Genomic DNA, 23,893 nt, shown 5'->3' with positions numbered 1-23,893 from the left:
AGAATGCCTTGGCAGTACTGATAGGCTGTTTTCGAATTAGCCAGATTTGCTTGTGGCACCCTCGGAAGATTGCTCAGTTTCTTCGGCAGAAGTGTTTACGCTGCGGGAAGGCTCCTCTATGCTTCGATCGCGTTCGCTTATTGTTCTATGCATGCGAGTTCGATCTAAATGGCTAAGTAATGTTTGGATCAATGCATCTCTACTCTGACGCGTACTGACGCTTAAACCAATTAACTTGGCTAAGGCACGGACGTTATCCCCGCTTTTAAAAAAACTGTCGACCTCCATCGAGTTTTGAACTTCTTCTAGGGACGCATGCCTTAACCAATTAGAAAGTTCATTCAGCTTTGCTTTATCTAACTGCTCTACTTGAGCTTTTCGCCTAGGCGTTTCAGTGCGTTTTTCGAGATTTTGAGATTTAAGTTTGGTAAGGTCACTTAGTATGTGATGGATGTCCTTGTCATCGTACATGTCAAGCAGGGTAGCGGTTTGGCGCAATATTTTAGATAGTTCGTTAGCCTTCATGCTTCCTCCTTAGACACGCGAAATAAATTCGGCAGTTACCCTTTCCAGGGCTTCGGCTTGTTTTTGTCCGTTTGCCTTAGCCTTGGGAAAGTGGTCATAGCTGTAGACGGTCATATTATTATCGGCAGCGGTAGATATGCCATCACCATCAGTTACATAATTTTCGAACACTAAATTTGGATGTTGTGTCTTCATCAAGTTGATCGTGGTGTCATGCGTTTGTTTGGGGCCGCCGCCGTACTCATCTACCATATTGAAAATAATTCCTTTCAATTCGGCATCTGCATAAGTTGCGTCGATTCCTGAATATCCTATCATTTGGCTGAAGTTTTTGTTCAAGCGATCCATTTCAGTTCGAATCAACGAGATACCGACTGTTGAGAGGAAGTCTGGTATGGCTGGGATTACATATGAGTCACTGGCAAAGAAGGAATTCTGTGTTACGAGATTTATATTTGGTGGGCAGTCTAGGATGATATAGTCATATTGATCCGCGACTTGATCTAAAGCGTTTTGGATAATGGATAGTTTGTCTATCTCGTACCGTGTTTCTTCTTGGTGAGTAGTTCCACTTTTCTTTTCGCGAGCTAGTCGCATATCTACCAATACTAAGTCGTGATGGGAAGGCAAAAGGTCAACGTCTACCCATATTTTTCCAGGGCTTGCAGTAATCGGCTTTTTTATGATTGCTTTTGTTGTGTCGAAAGTCTCCCCTTTAAAATAGGAATCAAATAAATTCTTCAAAGTGGGTTTTTTCTTGTCGTAAACGTGATCGATATATTTTGATACGCCTAAGGCGAGATAGGATAAGTTGCACTGCGGATCCAAGTCTACCAGAAGTACTCTAGCCCGCGACTCTGGATTCGAGAACTTCATAGCTCCGACGCCTAAGTGTAACGACAAGGTAGACTTTCCAACACCACCTTTCCAATTAATCATACTGATGACTTTAGGCATATTCACTTCCTATGTGTTTTGGGTTAGACATCTGCTCGGACATTTTTAATCCATTTTGACGATGGCTGGCTTTAAGCTACTGCAGTTGGTTCGGTGTGCCTACGGGAGACATCCGTGTTCGTCTACCGGTTGATACCATGATTGTCGGGTGCAGGGCTCTGTAGCGGTCCTCTCCAAGAAAATGTTCGAGTTCGACTCGGTCTATGGTACTAAAACATCTCTTAGGCTGCGGGTGCAAAGATTTTGCCTAGGTTTTTAGGTGATTTTCCATCGACTTAAGCTGGCGTCTTGGAGGTCAGAAACGAGTTCGGTATGGCTGTAGATGTAGTCGGATAGCTGCTTTATTTCCTCAGTAGTGAGCGCCTGGTCGCCGCCCTCATTCAGTTTTTTTGCTATCTGATTCAGGTTCCTCCCAATGGCTCGAAGCTGTCCCGACGAGTCCCAAAGGGCCTTCGTAGCCTCCATCGTGAATTGGGGCTGGTTGGTCAAACTGGCCCGAACGCAATTGATGACCCACCGCTGAGGCGAGCATCCCTCGGCTTCTGAGCGCGCCACGATCTCATGGTGCTCACTCGGTGTGAATCGAACCTCAAGCCTTTGTTTCGGACCTTCGTCTGGCTCGCCTGCGATTTGTCCTGATATCCAGTTCTTCACGTCAGGAGGCATTTCATCTTGGATGACGTAGCGCATTAGCGCTCGGATCACGCCGTGTTGAGATATACCTTTTTTCTCGCAGTGCGCTTCCCACTCTGATTTCAACTCGGCCGGTATGCGTACCCGGTAAACGGCGCTATCTCTTGTGGCGCCGATGGTCGCTTTGCGCGGCATGTGCATTCCTCGCTTGGTATCGACAGTTCGATATTTTCGTAGTGAACCACATTTTACCGGCGAACGCCTATCCTGCACTAGATCTCCACTCGCCATAGTTTTTGTTCATGAACAAGCTTTTGTGGATAGGGGGGCGACGATGGATTGAAAAATCGCTGTGCTTCCTGTTTGTGTTTTTGCTGCGACGTCAGACTGGATGATTCACTGCGTGAGTGACAGATGTGGCAGAAGCGAGTTCTACCCTCTGAATTGGAATCGCGCTGTTCTTGATCAACACACTACCGGGGTAGTTATCCGGCGCTTCGCCTATCCTGCATTAGATCTCCATGCAATCCGTTCCTTGTTCATGAACAAGCTTTTTGCAAAGCTCACTGCGTTCCTGATGGCTGAGAATCGTCGCTGTCAGGACGCATCTTCTGCGAGAGCATCACAAATTCGTTCAGGTCAATTTTGCCGGTGATGTAAAGCTGACCAAGGTGTTTCATTTCTTCTGAGGTTTCGAATCCAGAAAGGCCGATGGATGCGGTGGCAAATGCGACAGCTTTCTTACGCTCGCTCTGCTCTGCCTCAGAAATCTGATGCTCCGGTTCCTTCGTATCAACGGCTTCAATTTTGGTGTTTCCTTGGTGCTGCGGTGGCTCTTGGTTGTTTGAGGTCATGCGTATTTCTCGCTGTTTGGCCGAACGCGGGATCGCGTTAGCGCTATGTCTGTGGTGCGTAGCAAATTAGCAAGGTTTTTGCTGGATGTGGTGTCAAGGGCGGCACCGGAAGCCGCATGCGGAGCGGAGCCGAAGGCGAGCACCGAACGGGTGAGGATGCCGGGCGTAGCCGGACCCTTGATGCAACAGTAAGCACTGAGCCTATGGCAAGGGGGAGGTCAAGGGCTCTGCCCGCCGTACCTGCCCACGCAGCCAGTCCGGCAAGCTCGGACACGGGATGCAACCGAAGGGGTTGCCCAAGCAACGCGCGGAGTTTTCGTAGTCGTTTTGCATTCGTTTTCAGTGGGTTGTGTGTCCGGGGCGGGTTCAATGCGCCTCATGACTGAACATGAATCAGAGGCGCGCTGAAACTGTCTTGTTTTTGTTATTAATCGTTTATTTACAATCGGTTAACGTGTTTGAGAATTGCCCATCCCCCCGCCCTTCCCGCGAGCGGGAAGGGAGCGAGTCGCCCTCTGTCGTCAAGGGTGCAGGGGAGGCCTACGGCCTTGATCCCCTGCGCCCATGACTTGAGCGTTGGTCGCTTCTGCCGCGTCAAGGGGCCGAGTCCTCGTCGCTTCGCTCCTGCGGGCCGCACCAACCCCTTGACCCGTCATACGCTTTTTGAAAGTGCTCAGAAAAAGACCTCGCCGAAGCGAGGTCTGATCAGCCGTGGGTCAGTGGCTACTGATTTACTTTGCCCCCAGTTGCACTTCCCCAATTTTTGCCCATGTTCTGCATGACGTGCTGTCGGTACGCTGGATTCCAGGCTGTGTTCCCAGCCGCGAGGTGGTTCAGTCTTCCAGCTGTGACCATCTGGCCCGACTGCATGTCACGGCGCGTTGACTGTCTGTTGAGGCCCTTTGTGATTGGTGCCATGGCGCCGTTTGCGATTCCGCGCAAGGTCAGTGCTGCACTCGATATACCTCCTGCAAGGCCTCCTGCAACGCCATGAGCTTGATACATCATGTAAAGCACGACGATGGTAGTAACCAATAGCTCCAGGAACGTAGCGATTGGGTAGTCGCCTGGGTTCGCCAATATGCTGGCAGTTATCGAGGAAAAGTATTTGATTCCAAAGCTGAGAACCGTACTAACCAGTGCCGTCTGCATGATGTACGTGATGACCTGGGCAAACCAGCTATCGAACCATTTGGACGTGAACTGTCCGAACAGCAGCATCATGATGAAGACTGGCCCGATTCCGAGCATTACCGAAAGCATTCCTTTTGCTACAACAATCATGGCACCTGCTGGAACCGCGATGAGCAGCGTAGCGGTGTAGACGACGAGGGCGTTCAGGGCATCCCAAATAATCATCCCGATTTCATAGGAGTGGCGTTGTCCCATTTTCGACAACATATCTGCACCGATCTGCCAGCCGTCCGACATTGCCTTGTCGATGACCTGGAAAACCGAGTCCGAGGTTGAGGGATCACTTGTCGCTGTGAAGGCGGCCGTTACTCCTGTTTCAAGCCCCTTCAATGCCTCTACTACCCATGACATGTACGTGTCGGCGTTCATGGCCAGGCCACTGATAAGCAGGAACTTTCCGCAGGTTTTGAGAAAGTGAGAGGCTGACTGCTCAATTGTTCCGGTGATCATCATGTAGCCGACCATCGTCAAATATAGCGTCCCGCCTATCGTCACGGTGAGCGTGAAATCCTCAATCACTCGGCTCGAAGTAATGCTGATGAACGTATGGAGGGTTTGATCCATAGACCCTCCGATCCATTCAAATATTCCTGTTTTGGTCGCCATGTCTATTTTCCCTGAGAAGAGAAATTCGTGGGTTCTCGCTGCTTGTACTCCCGGTTCTCAAGCACTAATGCGTTTGCGGCGGTTTTCGCGTTGACGCAGTTCGGTGTCAGAGCAAGCTCGCCCGGATTGGCGTTACACCTTTCCAAAGCCTTCAGTCGTTCAAGCGAGTTTGCTTTGTACCAATCAACCGTCTGCACGGGCTCATCTCTGCCGCAGCCTGAAAGAGACGCGATGACGATCATCAGAAACGCAGGGATAGTAAGGTGGGATTTCATTTTTCTTCCTTGGATTGGATAACGATTGGGGGCCGTCCAGCGCTCTCTTGTTTTGCGATGTTGATTTTGTCGGCGTGCATAGAAAAGGCTAGCTCAGTTGCATCAATGATTTGCATCGCTGCCAGGGTGCGCAGCACGCTTTCCTTGGTGCCTGCCCAGTTACCTGCAAGCCGGTGAAGGGAGTTGTTCAAAATGGTAAGTGATGCTCCAAGGCTACCGGCTGCCATGAAAGCGCCGAGCAGGGGAGGAATTGGAGCTGATTGGCGGGGAAGAGTGATGCCAAACCAGTCGATAAATGCCATCGCGAGCGGCACCAGCGCGAGGACCGCAGCCATGATGTCCCGATGGAGTAGTGTTGGTGCGCGCCGTGAGAACTCCAGCATTAAACCCATACGGGCAGTGCATATCCAAAATCTTCGGATGGAGATAATTAGGAATGTGCTCAGAACAAGCATTGGTAAGTATGCATATGAAATCATTGTTACCTCCAGTAGTTACTTGGACGCGTAGGCTGTGTATACGGCGCTTTGGTCGAGTTATTTTTTTCGCTTTTCTGATGTAAGCGAAATTTGAATATCGGTATTGGATTACTAAGTCGTGTGTGCGTTGCTTGTGCTCTGGTGGGTTATGGCTAAGACCAAGATTTTCGGTCAACCATGATTTGATCGGATAAATAGGGGATGTTGGCAAGTTCGTCTAAGGCCATTTCGACGGTCCTGAAGAAGAAAGGTCGATTCTCGTCGTCCGTTACAGTATGGCCAATGGTTCCATCTGATACGCTCAGTGCAAAGCCATGCTTGTAGTGAGCTTTTAAAATTACTTGGATATCGCCTGTTCTGTCTAAGCTGTCGCAATAGCTTTCAAGCTGCTTGAAATGTAATGGCATTGAGAAGCTTCCTTTCAGTTTTGTGAAAAGTTTTCTGTGGAGTTGCTAGCGTACAAGTTTGCTGGAAGTGAATTTTTTCATGCTTTCCAATGCTTGGTTACGTGCCTCCTTGTTACGGGCATTTGGTTTGGCGTGAGTTTCAATTGGTATTTCGTTAAACAAAGGATTTGGTTTGCTCGGCCGCGCCATTGGACAGAAAAGTCCCTTTCTATAGTTTAGAATAAGCCCGTTAAACCATTTTGAGGCTCGGCCTCTGATCCTCCCTGATTTCAGTGCGGCTGCCAGTTCGTCCAAAAGCTGCTGAGCATCCGGGCTAGGTACATCTTGCAAAATATTGCTGATCCACATGCGATCACTGGCTTCTAATTTCCCCGGGTATCGGAGGCCAGCCTCAGTTAGTTGTTGTATTCCTTTTTTTTGTTCTGTTGGTAGTTCTTGGGGTGTCACTGCTGTGTCATCCCCGGTGTGACATGATGGTGTCTGGGAAGGGGGTGACTTTGTTGACACCCCCCCTATGACAGCCCTGTCACCGGGGCGCAGTGATTTCACCGGTGGGAGGGTTATGAAATATCTGTTTGAAGTCTGCCCGCCGTCTGGTCGGTATGCATTTTCAATAGTTAACCGACCGGTCTGCTCAAATTTTTTAATTATACGTTGTACTTGCCGCGCCGATATTCCGCAGCAGCCGGCGATAGTCTTCACTTTCGGCCAGCCCTTTCCACTGTCGTCAGCATGACTAGCTATTTCGAGCATCACGAGCTTTTCGGTAGGTGAGTCAAAGTCATGGGCCCATACTAAATTATAAAACTTGTGGCTCATTGCAAGCTGCTCTTAGGGCTTACCTCAATGTCCAGATTCAATGCGTCATTGATTTGCATTGTCCTAAAATATACGCGGCGGCCGATCCGAATCATTGCCGGTTTCAGTTTTCGGGAAATGTCGGTGTCTGAATATAGAGAAACCCTTACTCCATCAGGCGAACGCCCTAGTAGAATGGCAATGTCCGGGATGCTCATCAAAGGGCCAAAACGGTTCAGTAGATACTCTTCAGTTGTCATGTGTAAGTTCGCCATGGTGGGAGAAGTTGAGCGAAGTTTTACGCGATGATTTGCTGGTGTCAAACTAAGTGGTGACACGGATCGACCAAGAAGTATTACTTTGGTAGTCGTACTGTCGCCATATTGCTACCAAGATTATATATGTTGGTTTTCTTGACTTTGGCTAAGCCCTTGTAATTCAAGGGCTCGTATCGTTGTCTAGGAAATTTTTGAAATTAATATAAATATTTGTGTTTTTTTGGATGCTTTAGCTTCAAGGGTTACTGTTATCTTGAGATTTTATCCAGCTTCTCAACTAGGTCTTCAGCACGAAGGTGGGTATATCGCTTGAGCATCTGCATCGACTTGTGACCACTAATGGCCGAAACCTCTTGATCAGATAACCCGCCTTCGACAAGCCTGCTCACTGCCTCATGGCGCAAGTCGTGAAACCTGAAGTCAGGTAGACCAAGCTTCTTCTTTAGCTGACCCCAAATTTTGGTGAAGGTATACGGCCGACGTTTCCCGTCTTTTCCAGGCTCGCCGAAAAACACCAGGTTGCAGTCGATTGGTCGCACCGGGTTATCCATCGCGGCTTTGAATACTTCGGTGGCACGCTTGCTGAGAGGCACAGTGCGCGAGCCGTCGTTCTTTGTGTCTGAGAGACGTATGACGCGCTTTGCCAAATCGACTTGAGGTCGACGTAGGGATGAGATCTCTGACGAGCGCATACCCGTTTCCAGGGCGATGCAAACAATCCAGCCCAACATAGGATTGCTATGTCGATTCACGGCCGCGAGCAGAAGACGTTCTTCCTCCGGCGATAGCCTCCGATCACGACCATCCCCAGGGCTAGGCTTACGGATATTCAGCACTGGGTTGAAAGTCAGGCCCAAACCCCACTCCTGAATCGCTACGGTGTACAGGTGGCTCAATAGGGCCAGTTCGAGGCGCACAGTGTTGTTGCTAATGGTCCCACCACGGCTGGGCTCGTTCAGGCGCTTGTCGCGATAGCCGGCGATGATGTCAGCGGAGAGCGCAGCCAGTGAGTATTTGCCCAGATGCTCGATGAGCTTCTTGGCTTTCGAGGTTTCGCCACGCTGAGTGGTGGGCTTCTTGGTGGGGGTGATGTCGCTCAAGTATCGCTTGAGGGCTGCCTCCAGCGTCATGCGCTCGGAGCCGGTGCGCTGGATATAAACACCTCTGACCATTTCGTCTTCGGTGCGACGTGACCAGTCCTCCGCATCGCGCTTGGTGCGGAAGGTTTTGGCTACTGTTGGCCAGCCGGTTTTGCGGATCAAAGCCTTCCAAGTGCCGGAAGGAGTTTTGACTAATGTTGCCATCTGAAAGGACTCCAAAGGTGTACTGGCGCACCAGCACTGTACCGATTTTGTACCTTTGGACCATAGGACTGTATTAGTGGAGAACCACCCAGAAACGCGAAAGCCGCGCAATGCGCGGCTTTGAGTATGGTGGGCCCACACGGACTTGAACCGTGGACCAAAGGATTATGAGTCCTCTGCTCTGACCAACTGAGCTATAGGCCCTTAACAGGTCGCGGATTATAACTATGGTTTCTTCTGTGTGCTATCCGAAAAATCCTCAATGCTCATACGAAGGAAGGTAGCGACAAAAAGCTCCGGCGGCAGTGGCAAGCTGACGATGTAGCCTTGCATCTGTTCGCAGCCCTCAGCTGCCAGGAAGGCTTGCTGCGCGGGGTTCTCCACGCCTTCGGCGATGATGGTGAATTGCATGCTGTGGCCCAGGGCGATGATAGCGCGCACGATGGCGGCGTCGTGGGGGTCGTCCGGCAGGCCGCGGACGAAGGATTGGTCGATCTTCAGGAAATCCAGCGGTAGCCGTTTAAGGTAGCTGAGGGACGAGTAGCCAGTGCCGAAGTCATCAATTGCCAGCTGCACGCCCAGTTGTTTGAGTTGGTGTAGCACCTCAAGTGCTTCTTCGGCCTGGCTCATGATGAAATTTTCAGTGATCTCCAGTTGCAGGTGACCTGGGTCGAGGTGGTAGTCGCGCAACAGTTGTTCTATTCGACTCAGCAAGCCGGGATGGCGTAGCTGCGCACCGGCGAGGTTGACCGACAGCGGGCCGAAATCTTCGTAGGTGCCCTGCCACGCGTGCAGTTGTCGGCAGGCCTGTTCCAAGACCCAATCGCCAATTTGCAGGATCGTGCCGTTCTCTTCGGCCAGGGCAATAAAGTGTTCTGGCGGTACGTCGCCAAAGGTGGGGTGATGCCAGCGGATCAGGGCTTCGGCACCGATCAGTTCTTGTGTTACCAGGCTCAGTTTCGGCTGGTAATACAGGCTCAGCTCTTTACGTTCGATGGCTCGCCGCAGTTCATGCTCCAGTGCCACACGCTCGTTGGCCTGAGCCGTCAGGTCGCGGGTGTAGCTTTCGACCCGGTTACGTCCCTTGGCTTTGGATCGATACATCGCAGCGTCGGCATTCTTGACCAAGGTGGCGACATCCGTACCGTCCTGCGGGTAAAGGCTGGTGCCGATGCTGGCGCTGATGAAGAACTCGTGCTCGCCAGCCTGGAATGGCGGGGTGAAGCAGGTCAGTAACTTGTTGGCCAATTGCTCGGCGTCATTGGCGTGTTGCAGGCCGGGTAGCAGGATGATGAATTCATCGCCGCCCAGGCGCGCTACGGTATCGATGTCTCGCAGTTGGTCCTTGAGGCGCACGGCAATGTCTTTGAGCAGCAGATCGCCGATCGGGTGGCCGAGGCTGTCGTTGATGTGTTTGAAGCGGTCCAGATCGAGGAACAACACCGCGCCCTGTTTGCCAGTCTCTTGATGGCCGTTTAGGGCTGCCTGCAACCGGTTTTCAAATAGAGTGCGGTTGGGCAGCCCGGTCAGTGGATCGTGGTGCGCCTGATAATCGAGGCGCGCCTGGGCCAGTTTGAGGCTGGAGATGTCTGCAAACACCGCCACAAAGTGAGTGATCAATTGATCCCGGTTGCGCACAGCGCTGATGGTCAGCCAACTGGGGTACAGTTCGCCGTTCTTTCGACGGTTGGAAATCTCGCCCTGCCAATGACCTTGGGCCGTCAATTGGTGCCACATCGCGGCGTAAAACGCGCTGTCATGCAGGCCAGAGGCGAGGAGGCGGGGTGTTTGGCCGAGGGCTTCGGCTTCGCTGTAGCCAGTGATTTCGCTGAAGGCGCGGTTGACGGCGCTGATGTTCTGCCGGGTGTCGGTGATCAACACGCCTTCGGCGGTACTCTCGAATACCGTCGCGGCCTGTTGCAGTTTTTCCTGCATCAATTGACGTTCGGTGATGTCGCGGGCGATGGTCAGCATGCAGTCTTCCCCGGCGATCGGCAGCGGGCGACTGGACACTTCACACATCCGAATTTCACCGTCGCTACGTCGTATGTGGCAGATGAAATCACGCACAAAGCCATCTCGCTGCATCAGTTCCAGCATGTGTTTGCGTTCGTTGAGATCGACCCAGATGCCCAGTTCCAGGGTTGATTGGTCGAGAGAGGTGGCGCTGGTGTAACCGGTCAGGCGGCTGAAACCTTCGTTGACTTCAATCAGCAGGCCGTCGCGTTGGCGGCTCAGCAGCAAGCCGTCGGGCGAAGCATGGAAGGCTTTGGCGAACTTCTCTTCGGAGGTTTGCAGCAGTTGCTGGGTTTCCTTGAGTTGGGTGATATCGCGCACCACCACCACGATGGCTTCAATCGCGTCGAGCTGGAAGGGCTCCGCGGAGATAAGCCCGGTGAAGGCTTGGCCGTTGCTGCGCAAAAACGGCATTTCAAGGTTGCGAATACTGGTTGTCTGGACGCGTTGCAACAACTCCGGACCGATGCCCGGGATGCCCCATATCTCCAGTTCCGTGCCGGTTCTGCCGATCACTTCCTCGGCAGTCAGGCCGATTTGATCTTCGAACGCTTTATTGACCTCCAGCAGACAGCCATCGGAAAGCCGCGCGATCACCAGGATGTCGGGGCATTGCTGGAAGACCGAGGCAAACTTCTGCTCGGACAGCTGCAGCGCCTCCTCGGTGCGCTTGGCCTCGCTGATATCAATCATCAAGCCGCGCAGCACCGGCTCATGGCCGTGTTCGATCAGGCTGACAATATCGCGTACCCACAAACAGCGGCCGTCGGCGGTGATCACTCGGTAATCAATGCTGTGGTCGCGGTTGGCGCGGGTTTCGCGATAGCAATAGGCTTCGGTGCGGATCAGGTCGGCGGGGTGAATGATGTTGCGCCAGAAGCCCGGAATCAGCCAATGGGCTCGTGGGTAACCCAGCAGGTCCTCGGCGTGGGGCGACACGTAGCTGTAGGTGAAATCGGTGATGCTGGCTTCCCAGGCAATAGCGGACAAGCTTTCTACCAGGCCGCGATAGTGGTACTCGCTGCTGCGCAATTCTTGTTCAAGCGCGACGCGGCGGGAAATTTCCGAACTCAGCCGGCGATTGATCCGAATCACGACGGCCAATACGGCGATTAGCAGCAGCACGGCGGGCAGGCCGTACATCAGCAGGTCGCGCCAGAACGTGCGGTTATCCGTGAAGTTGCCTACCCAGTGCTGTTGGATGGCATTGGTTTCATCGGGGCTGAGGTCGGCCAGGACTTTATCCAGGATGCCCACCAGTATTTTGTCGTCCCGTGGCACTCCCATCGCCAATTGATAGCGGTAAGGGGTGTCGCCGCTGACGTATAGACCATCGAGTTTTAGTTCGCGCAGGCTCCAGACGCTGGACGCCAGGTCGCTGACCACGGTATCGACTTCGCCGGTCGCCAAGGCCTGCAGCGTGGAACTGACGTTGGGCATCGCGACCAGGTTGAGGTCAGGATGGTGGGTGCGCAGCAACTCGTGAGGGGCGTAGTTTTCCACCACGGCAACCTTCAATCCGTAAAGGTCCTTGAGATTACGCGGCCGTGCCCCGCCTTCGTGGGCAAGAATCACCATCGGAAAATCGATGTAAGGCCGGGTGAAGGCCAGATAATTCTGGCGCTCCGGTGTCGACATGATGCTGGGGATAAGGTCGAGCTGATTGCTTCGAGCCATCTCCAATACGGCACCCCAGCTCGGCGGCTCGATTATCTTGACCCTGACGCCCAGGCGATCCTGGATCAGACGCACATAATCCGCCGACAAGCCTTGGTATCGACCATTTTCATCACGGTATTCGAAGGGTGGCCACGAGGGGTCCACTCCCAGTCTCAGCTCCTGATGGTCCGCCAGCCAGCCACGCTCATCATCAGTAAGAGTCAACGCGCCAGCCGTTGCGGTCCAGTTCAGCAGCGACAGCAGTATCACGGTCGGCAATCTGGGCATAACGGTCTCGTTATGGCACGGGGGAATGTGTCGAGTGTAGACGGGCATTGCGGGGGGAGTGGGGCAGTACAGGATTTTATCTATGCAAAACAAAACCCCCGGCATGGGCCGGGGGTTCTGGTATCACTCGTCGAGGAAGGAGCGCAGATGCTCGCTTCGCGTCGGGTGGCGCAACTTGCGCAGCGCCTTGGCTTCGATCTGACGGATCCGTTCACGGGTCACGTCAAACTGCTTACCGACTTCCTCAAGGGTGTGGTCGGTATTCATGTCGATGCCGAAACGCATGCGCAGTACCTTGGCTTCACGGGCAGTGAGGCCGGACAGTACGTCGCGAGTCGCTTCTTTCAAGCTCTCAACTGTGGCGACATCGATTGGCGACTGCATAGTCGAGTCTTCGATGAAGTCACCCAGGTGGGAGTCTTCGTCATCACCGATCGGGGTTTCCATGGAGATCGGCTCTTTAGCGATCTTCAATACCTTACGGATTTTATCCTCAGGCATTTCCATGCGTTCGCCCAGCTCTTCCGGGGTCGGTTCGCGACCCATTTCCTGCAACATCTGCCGGGAAATACGGTTGAGCTTGTTGATCGTCTCGATCATGTGCACCGGAATACGAATGGTGCGGGCCTGGTCGGCGATCGAGCGAGTGATCGCTTGACGGATCCACCAGGTGGCATAAGTCGAGAACTTGTAGCCGCGACGGTATTCGAACTTGTCGACAGCCTTCATCAAGCCGATGTTGCCTTCCTGGATCAGATCGAGGAATTGCAGGCCACGGTTGGTGTACTTCTTGGCGATGGAGATCACCAGACGCAAGTTCGCTTCTACCATCTCTTTCTTCGCGCGGCGGGCTTTAGCCTCACCGATCGACATGCGACGGTTGATGTCCTTGATCTCGGCAATCGTCAGACCGGTTTCGGTCTCAAGTGCAGTCAGCTTCTGCTGGCAGCGGATGATATCCGGCTGCAGGCGACCAATGGCTTCAGCATACTTCGCCTTGCCTTTGGCCAGAGCGTCGCTCCAGCTTTCGTCAACTTCGTTGCCCGGGAACTGGCGCAGGAAGTCAGTACGCGGCATGCGAGCATCACGAACACAGAGCTGCATAATCGCACGCTCTTGTGCGCGCAGACGCTCAAGGGCGCTGCGAACGCGTTCAACCAGGCCTTCGAATTGCTTCGGAACCAGCTTGATTGGCATGAACAACTCAGCCAGCGCCAGCAGCTCGGCAATTGCCAGCTTGTTGGAGCGACCGTGCTTTTTCAGGGCCTTGCGGGTGACTTCCATTTGATCGGAAACCGCACCGAAACGCTGGGCAGCGATGATCGGGTCTGGACCGCTTTCGACTTCTTCTTCGTCGTCGGTGCTGGCTTCAGCCTCGTCGTCATCGGAGTCGTCGTCCGCTTTTGCGGCTTTCGCATCGACAGGCGGCGGTACTTCGGCAGCAGGCGGCGCAATACCGTCGTCCGGGTCGATATAACCGCTCAGGACGTCGGACAGGCGGCCACCTTCGGTGGTGACGCGAGTGTACTCGGAGAGAATGTGGTCAACCGTGCCAGGGAAGTGCGCGATTGCGCCCATCACTTCACGGATGCCCTCTTCGATACGCTTGGCGATTTCGATCTCGCCTTCGCGTGTCAGCAACTCGACGGTACCCATTTCACGCATATACATGCGCACAGGGTCAGTCGTGCGACCGATGTCGGTCTCCACCGCGGCCAACGCAGCAGCGGCTTCTTCAGCGGCTGCCTCGTCGGTATCGGCGTCGGCCAACATAAGGGCGTCCGCATCCGGAGCACTCTCGTGTACGGGGATCCCCATGTCATTAATCATGCGGATGATGTCTTCCACCTGCTCAGGATCTGAAATATCCTCAGGCAGGTGGTCGTTGACCTCTGCGTAAGTCAGATACTTCTGCTCACGACCAAGGGTGATCAACTCTTTGATACGAGACTGCTGTTGCGCTTTTCCGGACATAACACCCTATCCACTGAAGGTCTTGGCGGGCAAAAAACAAGCCGAGGATTATACCCGAGCTATGACCTCACACGCCAGCTGAGGTCGGGTTTGATGCGGAAACATTCTGTTTTAAGAGGTCGCGCATCTGTTTTGCTATCTGAATTTGCTCTTCAGCCGATAATCCTGGCTGTCTTGCTCTCTTGATGAGTTCATCGAGGGTTTGCGTATGCTGACCCGCAGATAACCTAGTAATGGTGTCTAAAAACTGTTGTTCAAGGTTATCGCCGTCAATTAGCCACTCCTTTTCCGCAAGTGCTTTCAACAAGCGCCCTTGTTCTGTGCCGTGCCAGCGTGCCATCAGCTGAATTGAGTTTAGCTTAGGATTTTTCTGCACGGCTTCGATCAGCGCGATCAGCACCTGAGCGTAGGTATTGCTCGCATTGGCAAAATGGTCGGCACTTTCGACCTTGCCCGCCAGTTGCGGGTGGTGAATGAGCGTGCGCAGGGCGATCAGCGTGGGCGCTTCTACGGCAACTGGCGTGCGTGGGGCGTAGGCCTCATCGCGATCGCCACGCTTGCCGTTCTTGCTCCACGGTTTCTTGTCCCATTTCTTGCCGCCGGCACCGGGCTTCTTCGGCGTCCATTCCTGCTGGGGCGCGTAGGCCTCCTGCGGCTGGAAGTCGGCATAGTCCGGCATGGCGTCGTAATCCATGCCCGGGTCGTAGGCGGGCGGAGCATCCTGCGGTGCGCTGTGCACCAGCTGACTGACGGCTTCGCCGCTTAGCCCGGTAATTTCCAGCAGGCGTTGGCGCATCAGGGTGCGCAGGTTGGCGCCAGGCACCTTGTCGATCAGCGGCGCTGCGAGGGTGGCCATATGGGCCTTGCCTTCAAGGGAGCGCGGATCGGCTTCCTCAGTCAGTTGCTGGAAGAAATAATCGGCCAGCGGCTGCGCATGTTGGTTGATGCGTGCACGGAATGCGTCAGTGCCTTCGGAGCGCACCAGGGTGTCCGGGTCCTCTCCCTCGGGCAAGAACAGGAAGCGCGCGCGGCGCCCATCCTGCAGGCTCGACAGCGTGGCTTCGAGTGCGCGCCAAGCGGCGTTGCGGCCAGCCTGGTCGCCGTCGAAGCAGAACAGCACGCTGGGCACGACGCGAAACAGGCGCTTCAGATGTTCTTCGCTGGTGGCGGTGCCAAGGGTGGCCACGGCGTTGCGCAAGCCTTGCTGAGCGAGGGCGATCACGTCCATATAGCCTTCAACCACGATGATTTCATCGAGGTTGCGATTGTTCTTGCGCGCTTCGAACAGGCCGTAGAGTTCCTGGCCTTTGTGGAACACCGGGGTTTCCGGGGAGTTCAGGTACTTGGGCTTGTCGTCGCCCAGTACGCGGCCACCGAAGGCGATGATACGGCCGCGACTGTCACGGATAGGGAACATCACGCGGTCGCGGAAGCGGTCGTAGCGCTTGCCGGTCTCGGCGTTTTCCACCAGGAGGCCTGCGTCGATCATGGCTTTTTGCTGCAGAGTGTCGCTGCTCAAATGTTTGTACAGGTTGTCCCAGCCGGGTGGCGCGAAGCCGAGACCGAAGTCGCGAGCGATTTCACCGGTAAGGCCGCGCCCCTTGAGGTAATCGACTGCTGCCTTGCGCTGAGGATGGCTCTTCAGTGCCTGCCGGTAAAAGTCGGCGGCGGCAGTGAGCAGCGGGTATAGCGGCGAATCGGTGGGTTGCCGTGGTTTGTGCGGGCGGCCACTTTCTTCGCGGGGGACTTCCATGCCGGCGGCTTTCGCCAGGTCCTCGATTGCCTGGGGGAAGTCCAGGTTGTCGTGGTCCATCAAGAAACCGAGGGCGTTACCGCCTGCGCCGCAGCCAAAGCAGTAATAGAACTGCTTGTCTGGGCTGACGCTGAACGACGGGGTTTTTTCTTTGTGGAACGGGCAGCAGGCGGTGTAATTCTTGCCGGCTTTCTTCAATTGCACGCGCGAGCTGACAACATCGACGATGTCGGTGCGGTTCAGAAGGTCGTCAATAAAGCTCTGGGGAATTAGCCCGGCCATGGCGTTCTCGTCAGCACTGCGTGTAAATGAGGGCCCGTGAAGTGCTCAAGCGCTTGAGTCGAGTGGCTCGACCATCAATCGTCTGCTTGGGCTGTATGGAAGTGTATCTGCCGAGCATTCACTGACGTTAATTTCTATCAGTCTTCGGCGAAGAAATGTTGCCCCTGGCTCCGGTCTTGGCCGCTGGCGGCCTCGGAAGCTCATCGATGGGCACAGCCGACCGTTGATCGCCTGTTTACAGAATAAGTGTGCTCGTCAGTAGCCTTGTTAGGCTCGTCAGAAGAGACGTGCACCGCTGGCAAAAGAGCCAGTCCTGACGTGTGAAGCAGTTGTCTCAGTCGCATGTGCGGCTTCGACGATGAAGCATCAAGCGATATCTGCAAATGCCAATAGCCCGGCTGAAGGGCCGGGCTTGGCAGAAGCTTGCTACGAACGTCTGTGTATTAGTACAGACGAACGGCGCGGCGCTGCTCGCGCTGAACTTTCTTGGCGTGACGCTTAACAGCGGCTGCTGCTTTACGCTTACGCTCAGAAGTTGGCTTCTCGTAAAATTCGCGGCTACGAACTTCGGCCAGTACACCGGCTTTTTCGCAGGAGCGCTTGAAACGACGCAGAGCTACGTCGAAGGGTTCGTTCTCTTTAACTTTGACGGCTGGCATCCAGAGCTACCTTCTTTCATTACCGGGATCAACGTTCTCGTCGCAAAAAATTCGCGGCTGAGGTCGTCGGTTTTTAAGGGTTGCGGATGTTAACCCCTCATTGACCGGAATGCAAAGCCTCTGATCGAAAACCGCTAGTCGGGAGGGGGAGTGGCGACTATTATGCGCGCCTTCGAATTTAGCCTCTACAAGGCGCAAACCCATGCTAGTACTGGGACTTGAAACCTCCTGCGACGAAACCGGTGTCGCACTTTACGATAGTGAACGCGGGCTTTTGGCCGATGCACTGTTCAGTCAGATCGACCTGCACCGCGCTTATGGCGGCGTGGTGCCGGAGCTGGCCAGCCGTGATCACGTCAAGCGCATGCTGCCCTTGATTCGCCAGGTGCTGGACGAGGCCGGTTGTGTGCCGACCGAGATCGACGCGATTGCCTACACGGCGGGCCCTGGATTGGTCGGAGCCCTTCTGGTTGGGGCCTCTTGCGCACAGGCGCTGGCTTTCGCCTGGGGTATTCCAGCCCTGGGTGTGCACCATATGGAAGGCCATTTACTGGCGCCGATGCTGGAAGAAAACCCGCCGCAGTTCCCGTTCGTCGCTTTGTTGGTTTCGGGGGGGCATACGCAGCTGGTTCAGGTTGACGGAATCGGTCAATACACGCTTTTGGGCGAGTCGCTGGACGACGCCGCCGGCGAAGCTTTCGACAAGACTGCGAAGATGATGGGCCTCAATTACCCCGGCGGACCGGAAATCGCCCGTCTCGCCGAAAAGGGCGTTGCTGGTCGCTACACATTCCCGCGTCCGATGTGCGATCGCCCCGGTTTGATGTTCAGCTTCAGCGGGTTGAAAACCTCCGCACTGAATACCTGGCAGCACAGCGTCAGCGCCGGGGACGACAGTGAGCAAGCCCGTTGCGACATCGCTCTGGCGTTCCAGCAGGCCGTGGTGGAGACTTTGACCATCAAGTGCAAGCGTGCCCTGAAACAGGCTGGCATGAAGCGTCTGGTGATCGCTGGCGGCGTCAGCGCCAACAAGGCGCTGCGCAGTTCATTGGAAAAAATGCTCGGTGATATGAAGGGTGATGTGTTCTACGCGCGCCCTGAGTTTTGCACCGACAATGGCGCCATGATCGCCTATGCCGGTTGCCAGCGTCTGCTGGCGGGGCAGCACGAGAGCCTGGCGATCAGCGTGCAGGCACGTTGGCCGATGGAGCAGCTGCCGCCGTTGTAGGCCGTTATTTAGGCGCGACGTGAGCCAGGCTCATCTTGGGGATTTAAAAATGCCGTTCGCGCCCGGCAAACAGGTCGCGTAAATTGCCCCGATGGCGCCAGACGATCAGCAATGTCAGCACGCTCATCGGCAGCAGCGCCGCCGGTTCCTGCCAGGCCAGCAATGGCAGGGTGAGCGGCGTGGCGATCAGCGCCGCCAGTGAGCTGGTTCGGGTCAGGTAGAACGTCAGCAGCCAGGCAAGCACGGCCAGTAGTGCCGCCGGTGGGTAGATCCCCAGCAGCATACCGGCCGCCGTGGCGACACCTTTGCCGCCGCGAAATCGGAAGTACAGTGGAAACAGATGGCCCAGGACGGCGCACACGCCCACCCAGGCCTGCTGTTGCAGGGTAAGGCCGGCGGTGCTGGCGATCAGCACGGGCAGCAAGCCCTTGCACAGATCGCCCAGCAGCGTCAGCACGGCGAGCTTCTTGCCCGCCAGGCGCAACATGTTGGTGGCGCCAGCATTGCCGGAACCACTCATTCGCGGGTCGGGGTTTCCCGTCAGGCGGCTGAGCAAAATGGCGAAGGACAGCGAGCCGAGCAGGTAGGCGAGAATCGCCAGTGACCAAAACATGCTAACTATTCCGGGCGAGGACGCCCTGATTCTAACGGGGCATCGCGCCCTTGTCGTGCTGCGGAGAAGAGCTTGGACAGAGTGTTTATCGAAGGCCTGGAAGTCGACACCGTGATCGGGGCCTACGACTGGGAGCGCGGGATCCGCCAATGCCTGCGTCTGGACCTGAGCTTCGCGTGGGATAACCGCCCGGCCGCCGCAGGTGACGACCTGACCTTGGCGCTGGATTACGCCAGCGTTTCGGCGCGTATCCAGGCGTTTGCCGAACAGTCCCAGTACCAACTGGTGGAAACCTTTGCTGAGCGCTTGGCCCAAGTGTTGATGAGTGAGTTCCAGATTCCCTGGCTGCACCTCAAACTGACCAAGCCCGGCGCAGTACCGGCCGCCAAAGGTGTGGGCGTGGAGATTGAGCGCGGATGTCGCTAACTCAGGTTTACCTTGGCCTCGGTAGCAATATCGAGCGCGAGCTCCATCTGTGCGCCGGGCTCGACGCGTTAGCGAGCTTTCTGACGGATATGCGCTGCTCGGCGGTGTTTGAAAGCCAGCCGGTGGGCATCAAAAGCGGGCCGTTCTTCAATCTGGTGGTGTCGGCCTATACCGACCTGTCGTTGACAGAATTGGACCGCCGTCTTAAGACCATCGAAGCTGAAAACGGCCGCTACGCGCCGGACCGCAAAGGCCTGCCATTGGACATCGATGTGCTGCTGTACGGCGAGTTGGTGGGGGATTTCGACGGTTTGATCCTGCCCCGTGCGGAAATCCTGAAAAACGCCTTTGTTTTGTGGCCGCTGTCGTTGATGGCACCGGACCGCGTGCATCCTGAGGTGGGTAAAACGATGGCTGCTCTGTGGCGGGATGCGCAGATCGATCAGTTGCTGGCGCCTGTCGCCTTTGAGTGGCAGGGCCAGCACCTGACGCCGAATGCGCTTCTAATTCGATAGGGCGCGTTGTTCCTTGTAGGCCTGCAACGCCTTGAGCCGTTCGCGCTTCAAGGCTTCGCCCAGCTCAGGGCCTTTGAAACCCTTCTCCACCAATGGCGCCACCGCCACCTCGCGTGCTGTCTGCGCTGCACCGCGCAAATAATCTGCCTGTGGATAACTGCGTTGCTCGAAGCCCTTGCGGCCCCGGGCATCCATTTCACAGGCGACCACAAACTCCTCAAAGCGCTGCGGTCGGCGATATACGTCAAAACTTTGCAGTAACTCCAGCAGCGTCGAGGCTTTCAGCTCCAGCGCTCGATGGCCGTGGGTGTGATATTGACCCACCAGCAGCGCCAGCTCCTGGCAATCCCTTTGCACTTTGAAACGTTCATTGACTGCCTTGATCAGCTTCAAGCCCCGATGCTCATGGGCGATATGCTGCGGCAACTTATCCACAGGCGTTAGACCTTTGCCCAGGTCATGCAGCAGGCAGGCCCAGCGCACGGTCAGTGGCTGTTTGTGCAAGGCGGCCTGCTCCAGCACGCTCAAGGTATGCACGCCAGTGTCTATCTCGGGGTGGTGGGCCTCGGGTTGGGGGACGCCGAAGAGTGCATTTACTTCCGGCATCAAGGTTTTCAGTGCGTCGCAGTCGCGCAGGACCTGAATAAACACCTGAGGCTGATCTTCCATCAGTGCTCGGGAGATTTCCTTCCAGCTGCGCTCCGGCGTCAGGGCTTCCAATTCGCCTGACTCGCTGAGTTGACGCATCAGTTCCAGAGTCTGCGGTGCCACTGTAAAACCAAGATGTGCATAGCGCGCGGCAAAACGTGCGACGCGCAGAACTCGCAGGGGATCTTCGGCGAAAGCGGGGGAAACATGGCGCAGAACGCGGGCTTCGAGGTCACGCTGGCCGTTGTAGGGGTCGGTCAGGTTGCCGTCATCGTCTTCAGCCATTGCGTTGATGGTCAGGTCGCGACGGATCAGGTCTTCTTCCAGCGTGACCTCGGGGCTGGCGTGAAAGACAAAACCGCCATAGCCCCGGCCGCTCTTGCGCTCAGTGCGGGCCAAAGCATATTCGTCGCCGTTCTTCGGGTCCAGGAACACCGGGAAGTCAGCGCCTACCGGCTTGAAGCCCTTCGCTAGCATCTCCTCGGTGGTCGCACCGACAACGACGCGGTCGATATCAGTGACCTTGATGCCCAGCAGGCGGTCACGCACGGCGCCGCCGACTTTGTAGATTTTCATGAAAAAGCCTCCATTAGCGGCACAGGATACCGCCTGTGCCTGACCAATGGAGGCTTTGCTGTTTCAGAGGTGAACGACGGCCATGTCCAGGCGACCATAGTCGTTATCGTTGTGATCACTGCGCGGTGGTACATGGTGAGTTTTCATCACCTGATCGCCTTGCAGTGTTTCCAGATGGATGTCGAAGCCCCACAACCGGTGTAAGTGCTTGAGTACTTCCTCGGTGGATTCGCCCAGGGGTTTGCGGTCATGTTGCTGGTGACGCAAGGTCAGCGAGCGGTCGCCGCGGACGTCGATGCTGTAGATCTGTACGTTGGGCTCCCGGTTGCCCAGGTTGTACTGCGCGGCCAAGGTTTCACGGATGATGCGGTAGCCGGGCTCATCGTGGATGGCCGGCACCACCAAATCGTCCTTGAGATCGTCATCGAGGATGCTGAACAGCTTGAGGTCGCGTATCACCTGGGGTGACAGGTACTGCAGGATAAAACTCTCGTCCTTGAAGCTGCTCATGGCGAACTTGATGGTGGACAGCCAGTCGCTGCCGGCGATTTCCGGAAACCAGCGGCGGTCCTCTTCGGTCGGGTGTTCGCACATGCGCCGGATGTCGCGGTACATGGCAAAACCCAGAGCGTAAGGGTTGATGCCGCTGTAATACGGGCTGTCGAAGCCAGGCTGAAATACCACACTGGTGTGGGAGGTGAGGAACTCCATCATGAAGCCGTCGGTGACCAAGCCCTCGTCGTACAGGTCGTTCATAAGCGTGTAGTGCCAGAACGTCGCCCAGCCTTCGTTCATCACTTGGGTTTGGCGCTGTGGATAAAAGTACTGGGCGATCTTGCGCACGATGCGCACGATTTCCCGTTGCCATGGTTCCAGCAGTGGGGCGTGTTTTTCCAGGAAATATAGGATGTTTTCCTGAGGTTCGGCGGGGAAGCGCGCATTGTCCTTGTCGCTGTTTTTGTCGGCGCGTTTAGGAATAGTGCGCCACAGGTCGTTGATTTGCTTCTGCAGGTGCTCTTCACGCTCCTTCTGACGCAGGCGTTCTTCCTCGGCGGAAATCGGGTACGGGCGCTTGTAGCGGTCGACCCCGTAGTTCATCAGGGCATGACAAGAGTCGAGCAAGTCCTCCACTGCGTCGATCCCGTGGCGCTCCTCACACTGCATGATGTACTGCTTGGCGAACACCAGGTAATCGATGATCGAACTCGCATCGGTCCAGGTGCGGAACAGGTAGTTGCCTTTGAAAAAGCTGTTATGCCCATAGCAAGCGTGGGCCACCACCAATGCCTGCATGCAGATGGTGTTTTCTTCCATTAAGTAGGCGATGCATGGGTCGGAGTTAATCACAATCTCGTAGGCCAGCCCCATCTGGCCACGGGTGTAGGACTTCTCGGTGCTGAGGAAGTGTTTACCGTAGGACCAATGGTGATAACCCAGCGGCATACCGACAGACGCGTAGGCATCCATCATCTGCTCAGCGGTGATCACTTCGATCTGGTTGGGGTATGTGTCCAGAGCATAACCCGCCGCGATCCGACTGATTTCCTTGTCATAGGCTTGGATCAGCTCAAAGGTCCACTCGGAGCCGGTGGAAATGGGTTGGCGCTTAGTCTCTTTTTTGGCGGTCATGTCACTAACCTGCGCTGGAAGAGTTCACGGAAGACCGGATAGATATCGCCGGCCGAGACCAGTTGCTGCTGGGCGAACGTGTCGGCAAAAGCTTCGCCGATGCGCTCATATTCGAACCACAGGGCCTGGTGCTCACGGGGGGTAATTTCAACGTAAGTGTAGTACTGCACGAACGGCATGATCTGGTTGATCAGGATGTCGCGGCAGATGGGCGAATCATCATTCCAGTTGTCGCCGTCAGAGGCTTGAGCGGCGTAGATATTCCATTCGTTGGCCGGGTAGCGCTCGGCCATGATCTCCTGCATCAGCTTCAGGGCGCTGGACACGATGGTGCCGCCGGTTTCCCGCGAGTAGAAGAACTCTTCTTCGTCGACTTCCCGGGCGCTGGTGTGATGGCGGATGAACACTACGTCGATCTTGTCGTAGTTTCGCTTCAGGAACAGGTAGAGCAGGATGAAGAACCGTTTGGCGATGTCCTTGGTGGCCTGGGTCATGGAGCCGGAAACGTCCATCAGGCAAAACATCACCGCCTTGGAACTGGGGTTCGGTTGTTTGACGAGCAGGTTGTATTTCAAGTCGAAGGTGTCGAGGAACGGCACACGATGGATGCGCGCACTGAGTTTCTCGATTTCCGCCTCGATTTCCTGGATATCGCCGAAGTTATCCGGTTCTTCGCGCTTCAAGCGCGCCAACTCTTCCTTGGCCTCTTTCAATTTGGCGCGGCTGCTGCCCGACAGGGCGATACGCCGTGCATGGGCCGAGCGCAGGGTACGGATGATATTGATCCGTGACGGGTTGCCCTCGTTACTGATACCTGCCCGCACGGTCTTGAAGGTGTCGGTACCGGTCAGGTTTCGTTTGACGAGGTTGGGCAATTCCAAGTCCTCGAACATGAATTCGAGGAATTCCTCCTGGGTGATCTGGAACACAAACTCGTCCATGCCTTCGCCAGAATTGCCGGCTTTGCCTGGACCTTTGCCACCACCACCGCCTTGAGGTCGCTGGATATGTTCGCCGGTGGTGAACTCCTTGTTACCAGGGTGCACGACGGTCTGTTTGCCGCCGCGGCCATGGTGCAGGACCGGTTCGTCGATATCCCGTCCGGGAATGCTGATTTGCTCACCATGCTCCATGTCGGTGATGGAGCGGCGGCTGACGGCCTCTTCGACGGCCTTTTTGATGTGGTCACGGTAACGCCGCAGGAAACGCTGGCGGTTTACCGTGCTCTTGTTCTTGCCATTGAGGCGTCGGTCGATCACATAGCTCATGAGGAGCCCTCCGGGCAGCTTCACGTTACAAGCTTCAAGCGGCGAGCTG

The 23,893-nt window shown here is 55.4% G+C and carries 22 protein-coding genes and 1 tRNA gene; 3 read left to right on the top strand and 20 right to left on the bottom strand.

All coding sequences use genetic code 11. From position 1 onward, the window contains the following. Window positions 1-36: 36 nt before the first annotated feature. The 16 genes from BW43_RS26870 to rpsU form a co-directional block, all read right to left on the bottom strand. The gene (locus BW43_RS26870; RefSeq protein WP_032883887.1) at window positions 37-525 is read right to left on the bottom strand and encodes a hypothetical protein; all 489 of its coding nucleotides are present in this window, start codon (window positions 523-525) and stop codon (window positions 37-39) included. Between the two features lie 9 nt (window positions 526-534). After that, the gene (locus BW43_RS26875) at window positions 535-1,482 is read right to left on the bottom strand and encodes a ParA family protein (RefSeq protein WP_032883886.1); all 948 of its coding nucleotides are present in this window, start codon (window positions 1,480-1,482) and stop codon (window positions 535-537) included. 255 nt (window positions 1,483-1,737) lie between these two features. Then, on the bottom strand, window positions 1,738-2,310 hold the full coding sequence (gene mobC / locus BW43_RS26880; protein WP_032883885.1) for a plasmid mobilization relaxosome protein MobC: 573 nt from the start codon (window positions 2,308-2,310) through the stop codon (window positions 1,738-1,740). A 368-nt stretch (window positions 2,311-2,678) separates the two neighbouring features. Next, the gene (locus tag BW43_RS26885; RefSeq protein ID WP_032883884.1) at window positions 2,679-2,969 is read right to left on the bottom strand and encodes an antitoxin VbhA family protein; all 291 of its coding nucleotides are present in this window, start codon (window positions 2,967-2,969) and stop codon (window positions 2,679-2,681) included. Between the two features lie 723 nt (window positions 2,970-3,692). Continuing rightward, window positions 3,693-4,769 (bottom strand): type IV secretion system protein, encoded by a 1,077-nt coding sequence (locus tag BW43_RS26890; protein WP_032883882.1) that lies wholly within the window; start codon window positions 4,767-4,769, stop codon window positions 3,693-3,695. Window positions 4,770-4,771: 2 nt separating this feature from the next. After that, a complete protein-coding gene (locus tag BW43_RS26895) occupies window positions 4,772-5,044 on the bottom strand; it encodes an EexN family lipoprotein (RefSeq protein WP_032883880.1) in 273 nt (90 codons plus the stop codon). Then, the gene (locus BW43_RS28875; RefSeq protein WP_177326406.1) at window positions 5,041-5,379 is read right to left on the bottom strand and encodes a hypothetical protein; all 339 of its coding nucleotides are present in this window, start codon (window positions 5,377-5,379) and stop codon (window positions 5,041-5,043) included. The genes BW43_RS26895 and BW43_RS28875 overlap by 4 nt, the downstream gene beginning before the upstream one ends. Window positions 5,380-5,675: 296 nt before the next feature. Continuing rightward, complete coding sequence (locus tag BW43_RS26905) at window positions 5,676-5,930, bottom strand: hypothetical protein (RefSeq protein ID WP_032883877.1); 255 nt, start codon at window positions 5,928-5,930, stop codon at window positions 5,676-5,678. A gap of 45 nt (window positions 5,931-5,975) precedes the next feature. Continuing rightward, entirely contained in the window at window positions 5,976-6,749 is a 774-nt protein-coding gene (locus tag BW43_RS28010) for a helix-turn-helix domain-containing protein (protein ID WP_081797549.1), read from the bottom strand. Then, window positions 6,746-6,988 carry a hypothetical protein gene (locus BW43_RS29155; protein WP_032883876.1) on the bottom strand — a complete coding sequence of 81 codons (243 nt, stop codon included), beginning with the start codon at window positions 6,986-6,988 and terminating at the stop codon, window positions 6,746-6,748. Before BW43_RS29155 ends, BW43_RS28010 begins: the two co-directional genes overlap by 4 nt. Before the next feature lie 266 nt (window positions 6,989-7,254). Further along, complete coding sequence (locus BW43_RS26915; RefSeq protein WP_032883875.1) at window positions 7,255-8,310, bottom strand: site-specific integrase; 1,056 nt, start codon at window positions 8,308-8,310, stop codon at window positions 7,255-7,257. A gap of 127 nt (window positions 8,311-8,437) precedes the next feature. After that, a tRNA-Ile gene (locus BW43_RS26920) sits at window positions 8,438-8,514 on the bottom strand. A gap of 21 nt (window positions 8,515-8,535) precedes the next feature. Beyond that, window positions 8,536-12,273, bottom strand: a complete 3,738-nt coding sequence (locus BW43_RS26925) for an EAL domain-containing protein (RefSeq protein ID WP_032883874.1) — start codon at window positions 12,271-12,273, stop codon at window positions 8,536-8,538. Window positions 12,274-12,396: 123 nt separating this feature from the next. Then, complete coding sequence (gene rpoD, locus BW43_RS26930; protein ID WP_032883873.1) at window positions 12,397-14,247, bottom strand: RNA polymerase sigma factor RpoD; 1,851 nt, start codon at window positions 14,245-14,247, stop codon at window positions 12,397-12,399. A 67-nt stretch (window positions 14,248-14,314) separates the two neighbouring features. Then, on the bottom strand, window positions 14,315-16,282 hold the full coding sequence (gene dnaG, locus BW43_RS26935) for a DNA primase (RefSeq protein WP_032883872.1): 1,968 nt from the start codon (window positions 16,280-16,282) through the stop codon (window positions 14,315-14,317). Between the two features lie 443 nt (window positions 16,283-16,725). Continuing rightward, window positions 16,726-16,941: a 30S ribosomal protein S21 gene (gene rpsU / locus BW43_RS26940; RefSeq protein ID WP_002551877.1), complete on the bottom strand. Its 216-nt coding sequence runs from the start codon at window positions 16,939-16,941 to the stop codon at window positions 16,726-16,728. 202 nt (window positions 16,942-17,143) lie between these two features. On the opposite strand from rpsU, the gene tsaD reads away from it, so the two are divergent. Further along, entirely contained in the window at window positions 17,144-18,169 is a 1,026-nt protein-coding gene (gene tsaD, locus BW43_RS26945) for a tRNA (adenosine(37)-N6)-threonylcarbamoyltransferase complex transferase subunit TsaD (RefSeq protein WP_032883871.1), read from the top strand. Window positions 18,170-18,212: 43 nt separating this feature from the next. Here tsaD and plsY read toward each other — a convergent pair whose 3' ends face one another. Further along, window positions 18,213-18,782: a glycerol-3-phosphate 1-O-acyltransferase PlsY gene (gene plsY / locus BW43_RS26950; RefSeq protein WP_032883869.1), complete on the bottom strand. Its 570-nt coding sequence runs from the start codon at window positions 18,780-18,782 to the stop codon at window positions 18,213-18,215. A 72-nt stretch (window positions 18,783-18,854) separates the two neighbouring features. On the opposite strand from plsY, the gene folB reads away from it, so the two are divergent. Both folB and folK read left to right on the top strand, forming a co-directional pair. Further along, window positions 18,855-19,208, top strand: coding sequence for a dihydroneopterin aldolase (folB, locus tag BW43_RS26955; RefSeq protein WP_032883867.1), 354 nt, complete (start codon window positions 18,855-18,857; stop codon window positions 19,206-19,208). Then, a complete protein-coding gene (folK, locus tag BW43_RS26960) occupies window positions 19,199-19,723 on the top strand; it encodes a 2-amino-4-hydroxy-6-hydroxymethyldihydropteridine diphosphokinase (RefSeq protein WP_032883865.1) in 525 nt (174 codons plus the stop codon). The genes folB and folK overlap by 10 nt, the downstream gene beginning before the upstream one ends. Here the strand turns inward: folK and BW43_RS26965 are convergent. From BW43_RS26965 to BW43_RS26975, 3 genes are all read right to left on the bottom strand, one after another. Continuing rightward, on the bottom strand, window positions 19,712-20,947 hold the full coding sequence (locus tag BW43_RS26965) for a multifunctional CCA addition/repair protein (RefSeq protein ID WP_032883863.1): 1,236 nt from the start codon (window positions 20,945-20,947) through the stop codon (window positions 19,712-19,714). The genes folK and BW43_RS26965 overlap by 12 nt on opposite strands. A 63-nt stretch (window positions 20,948-21,010) precedes the next feature. Beyond that, a complete protein-coding gene (locus BW43_RS26970; RefSeq protein ID WP_032883861.1) occupies window positions 21,011-22,576 on the bottom strand; it encodes a SpoVR family protein in 1,566 nt (521 codons plus the stop codon). After that, on the bottom strand, window positions 22,573-23,844 hold the full coding sequence (locus BW43_RS26975; RefSeq protein ID WP_016977872.1) for a YeaH/YhbH family protein: 1,272 nt from the start codon (window positions 23,842-23,844) through the stop codon (window positions 22,573-22,575). The genes BW43_RS26970 and BW43_RS26975 overlap by 4 nt, the downstream gene beginning before the upstream one ends. Window positions 23,845-23,893: the final 49 nt, after the last annotated feature.

The sequence above is a fragment of the Pseudomonas sp. RIT357 genome, assembly GCF_000632245.1.
Lineage (GTDB): Bacteria > Pseudomonadota > Gammaproteobacteria > Pseudomonadales > Pseudomonadaceae > Aquipseudomonas > Aquipseudomonas sivasensis.
Note: the sequence above shows the minus strand (reverse complement) of the source record. Positions and strands in the feature narration are given on the sequence as shown.